The sequence below is a fragment of the Knoellia sp. p5-6-4 genome, assembly GCF_029222705.1.
Lineage (GTDB): Bacteria > Actinomycetota > Actinomycetes > Actinomycetales > Dermatophilaceae > Pedococcus_A.
The window spans coordinates 2,172,770-2,185,706 of the sequence record NZ_JARGZF010000001.1 but is presented as its reverse complement, the minus strand read 5'-3'; the positions used below and the strand labels follow the sequence as shown (position 1 = coordinate 2,185,706).

Genomic DNA, 12,937 nt, shown 5'->3' with positions numbered 1-12,937 from the left:
ATCATGGCAGTCGACTGGTGGGCGACTTGTCCCATCTGTGGGACACTGGGCCGAGTTTGAGCGGGGGCGATCACGAGGGCTTTCCCGCCACACGCGCGAGACGCACGAAAGAAAGTGGGACTGTGGACCTTCACGACTACCTGCGGGTCGTCCGGAAGCGCTGGCGCACCATCGTGGCCGTCACCCTCGCCCTGGTGGCCGTCGCAGCGCTGGTCACCCTGTGGAGCCCGAAGGTCTACCAGGCGCACACCCAGCTCTTCGTCTCGACCTCTGCCGGCGACGACTCGAGCCAGCTCCTCCAGGGCAGCAGCTTCACCCAGCAGCGGGTCAAGTCCTACTCCGACGTCATCACCACGCCGACCGTGCTCAACCCGGTCATCGACGAGCTCGACCTCCAGACCGACGCCGACCGCCTGGGCCGGCAGATCTCGGCCAGCGTCCCGCTCGACACGGTGCTCATCGACGTCATGGTCAACGACGCCGACCCGCAGCAGGCCGCGCGGATCGCCGACGCCGTGGGCAAGCAGTTCTCCCAGACTGTGGCCGAGCTCGAGCGTGTCTCGGACCGGTCGGCCAGCCCCGTGAAGGTCTCGGTGGTCCGGCCGCCGTCGACCCCCTCCACGCCGGTCAGCCCGAAGCCGGCCCGCAACGTCGCCCTCGGCGTGGTGCTCGGCCTGATGCTCGGCCTCGGCGCCGCCCTGCTGCGCGACCTGCTCGACACCTCGATCCGCACCGAGCGCGACGTCAAGGACGTCACCGAGGAGACGGTCATCGGCGGTGTCCACTTCGACGCCGACAGCTCCAAGCGCCCGCTCATCGTGCAGGCCGACCCGCACGGCCCGCGCGCCGAGGCATTCCGCGCCCTGCGCACCAACCTGCAGTTCATCGACGCGGCCACCCACCCCCGCTCGATGACCTTCACGTCCTCCCTGCCCGGCGAGGGCAAGACCACCACCACGGTCAACCTGGCCATCTCGATGGCCGCCGCCGGCTCGCGCGTCTGCCTCGTCGAGGGCGACCTGCGCCGGCCGCGGATGCTGAAGTACATGGGCCTGGAGAACTCGGTCGGCCTCACCAACGTGCTCATCGGCCAGGCCGACCTCGACGACGTGCTCCAGCCGTTCGGCAACTCCCACATCCAGGTGCTGGGCGCCGGGCAGATCCCGCCCAACCCCAGCGAGCTGCTCGGCTCCGAGGCGATGTCACGCACCGTGCGCGAGCTCGAGGCGAAGTTCGACTACGTCATCATCGACGCCCCGCCGCTGCTGCCGGTGACCGACGCCGCCGTGCTGAGCACCATCACCGGCGGCACCGTCGTCATCGTCGGCTGCGACATCGTGCACAAGGAGCAGCTGACCCGCGGGCTCGAGGCCCTGCGGGCCGTGGGAGGCAACGTGCTCGGCCTGGTCGTCAACCGCATCCCCACCAAGGGCGCCGACGCCGAGTCCTACTACTACCGCGAGGGCTACGCGCCCCAGCTCCCGGCGCAGTCGCGCAAGGAGCGCTCGAAGGACCGCCGCGGGGAGCACGCCGGGGTCTGAGCGCGCCACCACGTCCCGTGCGGGGTGCTGCCGAGAGCTGTGGCGCTCGGCAGCACCCCGCACGGCGTTGGGGCTAGGGGGTGACGATGACCTCCTGGCCGGCGCTCACTCCCCCGGCCACCAGGTCGGCCGCCGGGTCGGTGCTGCGCTTGACCAGGGCGAGGGCGATCGGGCCGTCCTCGTAGTGGCGTGCGACCGAGGTCAGGTGCCCCACGGCACGCTCGCCCCCGGCATACACCGCCTCCCCTCGCTCGGGGAGCGTGTGCCCCGAACCGTCGAGGTGCAGGAACACCACGCGGCGCGGCGGCCGGCCGAGGTTGTGCACCCGGGCGATGGTCTCCTGCCCGCGGTAGCAGCCCTTGTGCAGGTGCACGGCCGTGCGCAGCCAGTCGACCTCGTGGGCGATGGTGCGGTGGTCGGTCTCGAAGCCCAACCGGGGGCGCCAGGCGGCCACGCGCAGCGCCTCGGAGGCCCACGTCCCCGCGAGCGGCCGGTCGCCCACGGCTGCGGACAGCTCGGCGCGGGGGACGAGCACCTCGCGCCAGGTGCGGCCGGCGCCCGGGTGCCCCTCGATGGGGCCGTATGCCGCGGTGTCACCGACGAGGTCCGGCCACGGGTCACGCCAGGCCACGGGCTCGCCGGGGAGCGACTCGGCGCTCGACGGCTCGCCCAGCACCGCCCAGTCGGCGGTGGCGTCGGCCACCTCCACCCGCAGCATGAAGCGCATGGAGTCCAGCCACGCCGCCAAGGGCGCGGCGGTGCCGGGCTCGGTGGTGATCCAGGTGGTCTCGCCGTCGTCGACGAGGTGCAGGTCGTGCTCGATGTGGCCCTTGGGGCTGAGCACGAGCGACTCGCGGGACTGCCTCGGCTCCAGCCCGGTGAGCATCTGGGTGGTGATGGAGTGCAGCCAGCTCAGCCGGTCGGGCCCGGTCACCGTGACGACGCCGCGGTGCGAGAGGTCGACGACCGCCAGGCCCTCGGCGAGCAGGCGCTGCTCGCGCATCGGGTCGCCGTAGTGGGCTGCCACGCCAGCGTCGGGGCCCTCGCCCTCGACGGCGCCGGCGCGGTCGAGCAACGGCGAGCGCCCGGCGTCCGAGGTCTGGTCGGGGGCGGTGGTCACCGCTGTCTCGCGCATTCGCTGCACCATCCGTGGATTGCCATGTGGGTCACGTCAGCCACAAAGCCCGTCGAGCGCAGAACATTCCCCACGAAGGCCTCGGCGGTCTCTCGCCTGCACTGGTCGACCTTGCCGCAACCCCGGCACACCAGGTGCACGTGGTCGGCGTGGTCGGCGAGGTGGTAGGTGGGGGCACGGTGGTCGAGGTGGGTGTGGCCCACCGCCCCGAGCGACTCCAGGGCGTCGAGCGCCCGGTAGACCGTCGACGGGGCCAGCCTGGGCCCCCCGTCGACCGCGACCGCGGCCACCACGTCGTCGGGCGTGGCGTGGCCGAGTGAGGCCACCGCGTCGAGCACGCGCTGGCGCTGGGGGGTCATGCGACGCCCCTGCGCCCGCAGCTTCTCGCCGATGTCGTGCACCACAGCGCCACTCTACGGCGATCTCGCGGTCGGGCCGTCGGCAGCCGCTCAGCCCTGCTGGTCGCCGCCGGTCCACTCGGCGAGGTCACCGGACGAGCGCAGTGTCGCACCTCCGGCCGCCACCCACACGCTGTCGCTGGTGCCGGCGATGGCCACCTGGCCGGCCTCGACCCCGGCGAGGTCCAGCGGTGCGCACCCGAGGTCCGTCTGCGGGTCGGCTACGTCGACCACGGCCAGGCCGTCGCAGCCCTGCCGGGCGAGCAGCGCCAGCGTGCGGTCGCCCGCGAGGGCGACCGCCAGGGCGCCCTCCACCGAACCCGCGTCAGACCACTGCTTGCCCGTGCCGCTCGAGCGCAGCCGCCCGTCACCGCACAGTGCCAGCGCCGACGCCTCCCCCACCGCGAGGTCGACCACCGCGGTGGTGTCACACGGCTGCGCGCGGGTTCCGGCCTCCGTGCCGACCACGGTGGCGTCCTCGAGGTCGCGATACCAGGCGCCCGGCACCACGGTCGGCCGACCCCACGTCTGGGCCGCGTCCCGGCTCTGCCGGAACTGCGCCCGGCAGTCGTCGTCGCCGCCGATGGCGAAGGCGCTGCCGTCGGCACGCACCCGCACCCGCACCGTCGCGTCGAAGGGAGCGACCCTCGGCTGCCAGGTCTGGGCGCCGTCGTCACTGGTCGCGAGGGTGGACCCACCGACCTCGCACGAGCCCACGGTGAAGCGCCACGCCTCGTCCTCGCGCACCGCGACCAGGCCGAGGGTGAGGGGAGCCGGCTCCAGGGCGTCGGACCCGTCGGTGCCGACCGGAGCGCTGTCGGAGGTGCCGGAGGCCGGGGAACCCGTAGCCGCACCGCCGGCGGAGACCCCGCTCTCCGCCGCGGGCCTTGCCGAGCTGCTGGTGGGCCCGGCGGGCTCCGGCTCGGCGGCGGTGCTGCGCAGCGCGAGCCCCACCAGCGCGACGTCGACGACGAGGAAGGCGCCGAGCGCCACCAGGCCGAGCGGCCCCGAGAGCCGGCGCCCCATCAGCGGGCCCCGAGTGCTGCGGCGACCTGCGGCATCGCGGACATCACCTGGGCGGACATGGTGTCGAACACTACGGCCTCGCGGCGGTAGGGATCGACGATATCGGCGTCTTCGTCGGAGAGCGGAGGGCGCATGCCACGGCGGGCGGCCGCCGCCTGCACCAGGGCGCGCACGTGGTCTCCCGCGTCCGGCGCGGCATACGCCTCGCGGGGCAGGTCCGACACGAGGTCGGCGAACTCGCGCAGCGTGAAGGTGCACCGCAGCGCGCGGGGGTGCAGCTGGGCGACCTGTCCGCGGTGGCGTCGGGTCGCGGTGAGCACCAGGTCCGACTCGGCGACGAGCTGCGGGCTGAGGGCCCGGGCGACGAAGCCGTCGGCGGAGTAGCCAGCCGCCTCGAGCACCCGGAGGGCGGGCGGGTTCATGGCCTCACCCACCAGCGCCCCGGTGCCGGCGCTGCTCACCTCGACCACACCCGGCCCCCAGGACCGGTCGAGCTCGGCCTGCAGGGCACGCTCCATGAACGGCGACCGGCAGATGTTGCCGGTGCAGACCGTCAGGATTCGCGCGCCCCCCGTCATGCGACCTCGATGCCTCTGGGTCAGCCGACGCGCTTCAGCTCGGCGGAGACGTGGCTCTGCAGGGGTTGGCCCACGGCCGCCATGTCCATGACCCACATCAGGTTGGAGTTGACCAGGCCGTACATGCGCGCCGCCGCGTTGTACTCCTTGGCGTGGGGGCTGCGGATCACGCTGTCGGTGCGCAGCTCGATCTTCGCCGGGGAGGTGGTGCCGTGGTACATCTCCACGATCCCGGTCGGGTGGGTCAGCAGGAGCTCGACCTCGTTGTTCTCCAGCGGCCGCCAGAACCCGAGCTCGCGGGCCAGCGGGCGCACCTTGTTGCCCTCCTCGTCGAGGAGCCAGGTGCGGCTCTGCCACTCCAGGAAGGGCCGGCCGTCGTGGGTCACGCTGATCTCCTGCCCGAAGTGGGCAGACTCGATCGTGGGGTAGCCGACGACACCCGCGCCCTCCCACTCGCCGATCAGCCAGGCGAGCGGGGCGAGGGCAGGAGGAAGATCCGTGTCGAGGGTGAACGTCCCCATCGTCAGCGCGGCGTCTTCAGCAGTCGGTAGACGACGTAGCCGGCGAACCAGGTGACCACGATGACCGTGAGGACCAGCAGGGAGATGTAGAAGGCTTCCACGAGGGTGATCGTAGCCTGAGCCCCATGCCGACCCCTCCCCAGCGTCTTGTCGTGAAGGTCACCTGCGGTGCCGAGGCCCTCGAACGTCTCAACCAGGGCCTGACCGTTGCGGCGACGGCCGCCGCGAGCGGGGTGGAGGTGAGCCTCTGGCTGACCGGCGAGGCGTCGTGGGTGGCGGTGCCCGGACGGGCGGAGCAGCTCTCGCTCCCCCACGCCGCTGCCCTGTCCGACCTGCGCGACGCGGTGCTCGCCGTCGGCAGCCTGAGCGTGTGTGGCCAGTGCGCCGCGCGGCGAGACCTCACCGACGCCGACCTGGTGCGCGGCGCGCAGATCCGCGGAGCCGCCGCGTTCGTCGAGGAGGTCATGGCCCCGCAGGCGCGGGCCCTCGTCTACTGATCACGACTTTGTATGCCGCGGGAGCGGGTCAGGCGACGAGGAGGCGCCCGAGGGTGTAGGCCACCACCCCGCAGAGCAGCACCGACGCGGCACCCGAGACGAGCTGCGAGCGCGCGGACACCATGGACGGCAGCACGGCGAGCACCCGACGGGTGGCGTGCGAGGTCCCCGCGACCAGCACGCCGATGAGCGCACCGGTGGCCGGCTGGGGCCGACCGGCCGGGAGCGTGGCGAGCAGGCCCGCCAACCCGCCGAGCACCATGGCGAGGGGAAGCGCCCAGGCCCGCAGCCGGGTCGTGGGCACCGCGAGGTCGGCCAGGGCGGCCAGCCCCAGGCCGGCCATGGCGGCCGCCAGGGTCTGGGGCCCGCCGAGCGTGTGGGGCAGGGGGATGTAGGAGACCCCGCTGGCGATGACGGCCAGCCCCGCTCCCGAGGCGGCCACCGACTCGGTCAGGCGCGGCCGCCCGTCGCGGCGGAGCAGCTGGTGGAGGAACGCGGCGATGAGGCTGACGGCGAGTGCGGCCGGCACCCAGCGCAGGAACGGCTCGACCGGTGACAGCGCAGCGGCCAGGGTGCAGCTGAGCGCCCCGATGACCAGCACCACCGTCGTGCCGAACCGGCTGGGCAGGCCCAGCAGGGCGGGCCACCCCCAGGCCATGACGAGACCCGCGAGGGCCACCGCCAGGGCCACGAGGACGGGGTGGGCGTAGCCGGTGAGGGCGATGAGGGCACTGAAGGCGATCGTCGACGCCACGGCCAACGGCCGCCTCGAGGTGATGGGCGGCAGCACCAGGGTCTGGGTCGCCCGGGCTGCCTGGGCGGCCTGGGCGCGCCGCTGGGCCCGGGTCATCGGGACTGCGTCCGACGCCCCTGCAGGGCTCACCGTTCCAGCCGCGTGGGAGGTCTCGGGTTCGTCAGGCACGCGGGCCATCCTCCCATCACCCACCGGCGAAGGGAGGCAGCACCTCGACGACGGCACCCGCCGGGAGCACGGCGTCGCGGCCGGCCGGCACGCCCTCGAGCAGCAGTGAGCTGACCGCCGTCACCTGCTCGAGCGCCGGCCGCAGCCGGGTCACCGCGGCCACGGCGTCGCCGACGGTGGCGCAGCCGGTGACGGTGTCGCTGTCGACGCCGGCGGCGGCGCGGGCGCCCGCCCAGTAGCGGACGGTGACGGTGGCGGCTGCGGCCTGAGGCGGCATACCGGCTCTCTCCTTGGGTCTGGGACGAGGTCTCACGATGTGTGTGGCGCCCATTGTGGGCCCTGCCACCACCTATCCTGCCTTGGTATGGCCCACCTGCTGCTGCTGACCAACGCCCTGGCGCCCAGCGCCGAGGTGCTGCCAGCGTTGGGCCTGCTGGCCCACCAGGTGCGCATCCTCCCGGCCGAGCCCACCGCGCTCGTCGACGCCCCGCCTGCAGACGCGGTGCTGGTCGACGCCAGGCGGGAGCTGGCGGTGGCCAAGTCGCTGTGCCGGGTGCTGCGCGCGACCGGCATGTCCGTCCCCCTGATGGCCGTCCTCACCGAGGGCGGCCTCGCTGCTCTCTCGGCCGAGTGGGGCGTCGACGACGTGCTGCTCGACTCGGCAGGGCCCGCCGAGGTCGAGGCCCGGCTCCGGCTCGCGCTCGGCCGCCTGCAGGACGGCGAGGACACCGGCGAGGTGACCATCACCTCCGGTGACCTCAGCATCGACGAGGCCACCTACTCGGCCCGGGTCCGCGGCCGCCTGCTCGACCTCACCTACAAGGAGTTCGAGCTGCTGAAGTACCTCGCGCAGCACCCCGGCCGGGTCTTCACCCGCGCCCAGCTGCTGCAGGAGGTGTGGGGCTACGACTACTACGGCGGCACGCGCACCGTCGACGTCCACGTGCGGCGCCTGCGGGCCAAGCTCGGCCCCGAGCACGAGGTGCTCATCGGCACCGTGCGCAACGTCGGCTACCGGTTCGTGCCCGGCGCGCTCGAGCAGGACACCGACGAGCTCGCGCAGGCCTGACCCCCTCCCCCCGACGACGCAAGGGTCGCCCCCCGCTGGAGCGGGAGGCGACCCTTGTCGTGCGTGCCGGGTGCTCGGCTACTGCTTGGTGATACGGGTCAGCGCGCCGGGGGTGTACGGGCTGTTGGCCTCGAGGTAGTTCGCGAAGGCGTCGATGTCGAGTCCACCGAAGTACTTGTCCTGGCCGCCCCTGAAGGTCGGGAACCCGTCGCCGCCGTCGGAGAGGAAGTTGTTCGTCACGATCCGGTAGGTCGTGCCGTCCGCCACCGCGGCCCCGTCCAGCATCACGTTGCTGATGGTGCCGTCGGCCGACCACGTGTAGGAGAAACCCTGCGAGACCTGCAGGATCTTGTTGGAGGCCGCGTTGGCGCCAGTCACCTGCTCCTTGAGCAGCTGCTTGATCTGCGCCCCCGTGAGGTCCATCGAGACGAGGTAGTTGTTGAACGGCTGGACCGTGAACGCCTCCTCGTAGGTGACCTCGCCCGCGCCGAGGTCGGCGCGGATGCCGCCGGGGTTCATGAAGGCGATCACCGGCTCCTGCCCGCCCGTGACGACCGAGGGGTCGGCCAGCTGGGCGTCGGCGATGAGGTCCCCGAGCTGCGACTCACCCGCCGCGTTCGCGGTGCGGGTCACGTCGGTGGCCACGTTGCCGATCACCCGGTTCGCGATCGGGGCCACCAGCGTCTTGTAGCGGGTGATGATCTCGGTCTGCGCGGCGTCGCGCGCCCTGTCGCGGGTCACCATCACGTTCGAGCCCTCGACCGAGCTGCGCACGATGTCCTGGGTGCGCCGGTCGTAGGTCAGCGTGGTCTCGGTGACGAGGCGGCCGAAGGAGGACGCCGAGGTCACCATGCGCTGCTGGCCGGCCGGGTCGGGGATGTTGCACACGTACGGGCTGTGCGTGTGGCCCGAGATGACCATGTCGATGGCCGGGCTCAGGTTCTTGGAGATGTCGACGATGGGGCCGCTGACGGAGCCGCCGTTGTCGCAGGTGTAGTCGTACTCGGCGTTGACCGACCAGGTCTTGCCGTTGCGGTCGGTCCAGCTCTGCTTGCTGGTGGGGAACCCGCCCTCGTGGACCAGCACGACGATGGCGTTGACGCCCTGCTCCTTGAGGATCGGCACCAGCGCGTTGGCCGTCTCGACCTCGTCCTTGAACTCCAGGCCCTCGACTCCGGCCTGGGTCACGATGTCGGGGGTGGCCTCGAGCGTCATGCCGATGAAGCCGATCTTGGCGCCCTTGAAGCTCTTCACGTAGTAGGGCGGGAGAATCGTCTCGTCGGTGCCGGCGTAGGTGACGTTGGCCGCGAGGAACGGGAAGTTCGCGCCGGCGAAGCTCTTGCCGCCCGGGCACGAGTCCTGGTTGGCGGCGCCGTCGCCGTCGTCGAGGCACCCGCCGGCGTCGAGGCGCTGCAGCTCCTTGTAGCCCTCGTCGAACTCGTGGTTGCCCACCGAGGTGACGTCCAGGCCGAGGGCGTTCATGGCCTCGATGGTCGGCTCGTCGTGGAACGCGGCGGACAGCAGCGGGCTCGCGCCCACGATGTCCCCGGCGGCCACGGTGGCGGTGTAGGGACGGCCGGCGCGGAGCTCCTTGAGGTGCGTGGCGAGGAACTCCACACCACCGACGTTCGTGGTGACGTCGATCGGCTCGTTGGTGACACCGTCCCGGTCGACGTCGTCGTCGTCGAGGGCATGGCCCGTGACGAGGCGACCGCTCGAGCCCGACGGGGGCTCGAGGTTGCCGTGGAAGTCGTTGAACGACAGGAGCTGGATGTCCATCGTGGGGCCGTTCTGCACGGCCGAGACGGACGGCGACGCCAATGCGAGACCAGTGGCCGACAATGCGGCCACGGCGAGCACCCCCGTGAGGCGCCGGCTTCGAGCTGAGGTCATGGATCGTTCCCTTGTGAAGAAGTGACGACGACCGGGCGGTTACCGGCCGGAACGCACGGTAACGGCGCCAACCGACAAAGGGAACAGTCGTGGTGAAATGCTTCCGTGTCGTCGTCTGCGCGCCCCGCCCCGTCCACCGTCGCGATGCTCTCGCCGCAGCAGGCCGACGAGGTCCGCGCCCTCGCGGCCCGGGCCGCCGAGGGCGACGGCGTGGCTGCCCTCTCGGAGCAGACCCTGCTGTCGCTGGCGGCACGGGAGGGCACGGTCGAGCACGTGCTCGCGTATGCCGCGGGCCGGCTGACCGGGTACGCCCAGGCCGCGGGCGGCGAGGATGCCTCGGTCGAGCTCGTGGTGGACCCGGCGGCACGACGGGACGGGGTCGGGTCGGCCCTCTGGGCGGAGGTGGCGAGGCGCCACCCGCGGGCGAGGGTGTGGGCCCACGGCGACCTCGACTCCGCCCGGCGGTTCGCCGCCGCGCTGGGGCTCGAGCCCGTCCGCGAGCTGCACAAGATGTCGCGACCCCTGACCGCCGACGACGCCACGGGCACCGCCGCCGAGGCGGCGACCGCACTGCCGCCCGGCTTCACCGCGCGGGTCTTCGTGCCGGGCCGGGACGAGCAGGCGTGGCTCGAAGCCAACGCGGCCGCCTTCGCCGACCACCCCGAGCAGGGACGCCTGACCCACGACGACCTGCGCGAGCGGATGGCGCAGCCGTGGTTCGACCCGGCCGGCTTCATCATCGTCGAGGCCGAGGACGGGCCGGGGCGCGTCGCCGCGTTCCACTGGACCAAGGTCGACCCGGAGCAGCGCTCGAGTCTCGACCCGGCCGCCACGGCCGGTGAGGTGTACGTGGTCGGGGTGCACCCGGCATACCAGGGTCGTGGGCTGGCCCGGCCGCTCACCGCCCTGGGCCTGGCCCACCTCGCCGGCCTGGGCCTGCCGGAGGTGGTGCTCTACGTGGACGGCGACAACGCCGGGGCCCTTCGGACCTACACCAGCCTCGGGTTTCGCAGCACCATGGTCGACGTGATGTATTCGCGCACCGTCGACGCCCGAGTGTCAGGATGAGGTATGACCGCGAGCACGAGCACCGCAGGCGCCGAGGAGACCGGGGCCGCTGAGCCCGAGGTCTCGATCGCGAGCGCGAGCCCGCTCGACAACACCCGCTTCCAGCCGCGGGCGGCCAACGGCCGGTTCATGCGCGCGGTGCAGGGGGCCGGCACCCTCGAGGAGGGCGAGCTGCCGGCCGACCGGTTCCTCGACCGCGAGATCTCGTGGCTGCAGTTCAACGAGCGCGTCCTGCAGCTCGCCGCCGACGAGTCGGTGCCGCTGCTCGAGCGGGCGCGGTTCCTGGCGATCTTCACCTCGAACCTCGACGAGTTCTTCATGGTGCGCGTCGCCGGGCTCAAGCGCCGCATCGCCGCCGGGCTGGCCGTGCGGTCGGCCTCGGGGCTGGAGCCGCGCGAGGTGCTGGAGCAGATCTCCCTCGTCGCGCACGAGCTGCACGCGATGCAGTCGGCGATCTACCGCGACCGGGTGCGGCCCGCCCTGGAGGACGAGGGCATCTCCATCGTCCGCTGGGACGAGCTCACGGAGGAGGAGCGGGAGAACCTGACCTGGATGTTCACCGACCAGGTCTTCCCCGTGCTCACCCCGCTGGCTGTCGACCCGGCCCACCCCTTCCCCTACATCTCCGGGCTGTCGCTCAACCTGGCCATCACCCTGACCAACCCCAAGACGGGCAAGGAGCACTTCGCGCGGGTCAAGGTGCCGCCGCTGCTGCCGCGGCTGCTGCACATCGACCCACCGGGCGGCGAGTCGGCCCTGGCCGACCACGTGCACACCCGGTTCGTGCCGCTCGAGGAGGTCATCGCGGCCCACCTCGACATGCTGTTCCCCGGCATGGAGGTCCGCGAGCACTTCACCTTCCGGGTCACCCGCAACGAGGACCTCGAGGTCGAGGAGGACGACGCCGAGAACCTCTTGGCCGCGCTGGAGAAGGAGCTCACGCGGCGGCGGTTCGGTCCGCCGGTGCGCCTCGAGGTGGTCGACGACATGGACGGCCACGTGCTCGACATGCTGATCCGCGAGCTCGGCGTCGCCCAGCAGGACGTCTACCGGCTGCCCAAGCCCCTCGACCTGCGCGGCCTCAACGTCGTGGCCGACCTCGAGCGCTCGGACCTGAGGTACCCACCGTTCCGGCCGCAGACCCACGCCGACCTCGCGCCGGCGGAGACGGCCAAGGCCAGCGACGTGCTCTCGGTCGTCCGCGACAAGGACGTGCTGCTCCAGCACCCCTACGACTCCTTCTCGACCTCGGTGCAGGCCTTCATCGAGCAGGCGGCCGCCGACCCCAAGGTGCTGGCGATCAAGCAGACGCTCTACCGCACCAGCGGCGACTCCCCCATCGTCGACGCCCTCATCGACGCCGCCGAGGCCGGCAAGCAGGTGCTGGCGGTCGTCGAGATCAAGGCCCGCTTCGACGAGCAGGCCAACATCAAGTGGGCCCGCAAGCTCGAGCACTCGGGTGTGCACGTCGTCTACGGCATCGTCGGGCTCAAGACCCACTGCAAGCTCTCGCTCGTCGTGCGGCAGGAGGCCGACGGGCTGGTGCGCTACTGCCACGTCGGCACCGGCAACTACAACCCCAAGACGGCCCGCCTCTACGAGGACTTCGGCCTGCTGACCGCCGACCCGCAGGTCGGCGAGGACCTCACCCGGCTGTTCAACCAGCTGTCCGGCATCGCCCCGCGCAGCAAGTTCAAGCGGCTCCTGGTGGCCCCCCGGTCGATCCGTTCCGGCCTCATCGAGCGGATCGAGGGGGAGATCGACCACCTGGCGGCGGGCAACGGCGGCATGGTGCAGATCAAGGTCAACTCCATCGTCGACGAGCAGGTCATCGACGCCCTCTACCGGGCCAGCCAGGCGGGCGTGAAGGTCGATATCTGGGTGCGCGGCATCTGCGCGCTGCGACCCGGCGTGGAGGGGCTCTCGGAGAACATCCGGGTGCACTCCTACCTCGGCCGCTTCCTCGAGCACTCCCGCGTCTTCATCTTCGGTGGCGGCGGCGAGCCCGAGGTCTACCTCGGCAGCGCGGACATGATGCACCGCAACCTCGACCGCCGCGTCGAGGCGCTGGTGCGCATCACCGACCCGCGCCACCTCGAGGAGCTCTGCTCGCTGGTCGCGCGCGGCATGAGCAGCGAGTACAGCCACTGGGAGCTCACCGGCGACGGCCGCTGGATCCGCCGCACCACCGACGCCGACGGGGGCCAGCTGCCCGACCTGCATTCGGCCCTGATCGAGATGCACTCCAAGCGCCGTCGCAAGGCCCGCCGGCGTTGACCCGGGCGCGGA

Annotated in this window: 13 protein-coding genes; 5 read left to right on the top strand and 8 right to left on the bottom strand. The window is 72.3% G+C overall.

The features are described from left to right. The first annotated feature begins 122 nt into the window (after positions 1-122). Complete coding sequence (locus P2F65_RS10620) at positions 123-1,541, top strand: polysaccharide biosynthesis tyrosine autokinase (protein ID WP_275806672.1); 1,419 nt, start codon at positions 123-125, stop codon at positions 1,539-1,541. 73 nt (positions 1,542-1,614) lie between these two features. Here the strand turns inward: P2F65_RS10620 and P2F65_RS10615 are convergent, their stop codons facing one another. The 5 genes from P2F65_RS10615 to P2F65_RS10595 are packed head-to-tail and all read right to left on the bottom strand — an operon-like array spanning position 1,615 to position 5,199. Further along, positions 1,615-2,676: a glycine cleavage T C-terminal barrel domain-containing protein gene (locus tag P2F65_RS10615; protein ID WP_275806669.1), complete on the bottom strand. Its 1,062-nt coding sequence runs from the start codon at positions 2,674-2,676 to the stop codon at positions 1,615-1,617. Further along, positions 2,658-3,080 carry a Fur family transcriptional regulator gene (locus P2F65_RS10610; protein ID WP_275806667.1) on the bottom strand — a complete coding sequence of 141 codons (423 nt, stop codon included), beginning with the start codon at positions 3,078-3,080 and terminating at the stop codon, positions 2,658-2,660. Before P2F65_RS10610 ends, P2F65_RS10615 begins: the two co-directional genes overlap by 19 nt. A 45-nt stretch (positions 3,081-3,125) precedes the next feature. After that, positions 3,126-4,100, bottom strand: coding sequence for a hypothetical protein (locus P2F65_RS10605; RefSeq protein ID WP_275806664.1), 975 nt, complete (start codon positions 4,098-4,100; stop codon positions 3,126-3,128). Beyond that, positions 4,100-4,678: a low molecular weight phosphatase family protein gene (locus P2F65_RS10600; protein ID WP_275806661.1), complete on the bottom strand. Its 579-nt coding sequence runs from the start codon at positions 4,676-4,678 to the stop codon at positions 4,100-4,102. Before P2F65_RS10600 ends, P2F65_RS10605 begins: the two co-directional genes overlap by 1 nt. 20 nt (positions 4,679-4,698) lie before the next feature. After that, positions 4,699-5,199 (bottom strand): FABP family protein, encoded by a 501-nt coding sequence (locus P2F65_RS10595; protein ID WP_275806658.1) that lies wholly within the window; start codon positions 5,197-5,199, stop codon positions 4,699-4,701. Positions 5,200-5,324: 125 nt separating this feature from the next. Between P2F65_RS10595 and P2F65_RS10590 the strand changes: the two genes are divergently transcribed. Then, a complete protein-coding gene (locus P2F65_RS10590) occupies positions 5,325-5,696 on the top strand; it encodes a DsrE family protein (protein WP_275806655.1) in 372 nt (123 codons plus the stop codon). A 28-nt stretch (positions 5,697-5,724) separates the two neighbouring features. Here P2F65_RS10590 and P2F65_RS10585 read toward each other — a convergent pair whose 3' ends face one another. Both P2F65_RS10585 and P2F65_RS10580 read right to left on the bottom strand, forming a co-directional pair. Beyond that, entirely contained in the window at positions 5,725-6,618 is an 894-nt protein-coding gene (locus P2F65_RS10585) for a hypothetical protein (RefSeq protein ID WP_275806653.1), read from the bottom strand. 16 nt (positions 6,619-6,634) lie between these two features. Then, the gene (locus P2F65_RS10580; RefSeq protein ID WP_275806650.1) at positions 6,635-6,895 is read right to left on the bottom strand and encodes a MoaD/ThiS family protein; all 261 of its coding nucleotides are present in this window, start codon (positions 6,893-6,895) and stop codon (positions 6,635-6,637) included. Between the two features lie 87 nt (positions 6,896-6,982). Between P2F65_RS10580 and P2F65_RS10575 the strand changes: the two genes are divergently transcribed. Beyond that, entirely contained in the window at positions 6,983-7,687 is a 705-nt protein-coding gene (locus tag P2F65_RS10575; RefSeq protein ID WP_275806648.1) for a response regulator transcription factor, read from the top strand. Positions 7,688-7,765: 78 nt separating this feature from the next. Here the strand turns inward: P2F65_RS10575 and P2F65_RS10570 are convergent, their stop codons facing one another. Then, positions 7,766-9,580: a bifunctional metallophosphatase/5'-nucleotidase gene (locus tag P2F65_RS10570; protein ID WP_275806645.1), complete on the bottom strand. Its 1,815-nt coding sequence runs from the start codon at positions 9,578-9,580 to the stop codon at positions 7,766-7,768. 105 nt (positions 9,581-9,685) lie between these two features. Here P2F65_RS10570 and mshD point away from each other — a divergent pair, with 105 nt between their 5' ends. Together mshD and P2F65_RS10560 are read left to right on the top strand one after the other, a co-directional pair. Then, a complete protein-coding gene (mshD, locus tag P2F65_RS10565; protein ID WP_275806641.1) occupies positions 9,686-10,648 on the top strand; it encodes a mycothiol synthase in 963 nt (320 codons plus the stop codon). Between the two features lie 3 nt (positions 10,649-10,651). Beyond that, the gene (locus tag P2F65_RS10560) at positions 10,652-12,925 is read left to right on the top strand and encodes an RNA degradosome polyphosphate kinase (protein ID WP_275806638.1); all 2,274 of its coding nucleotides are present in this window, start codon (positions 10,652-10,654) and stop codon (positions 12,923-12,925) included. Positions 12,926-12,937: the final 12 nt, after the last annotated feature.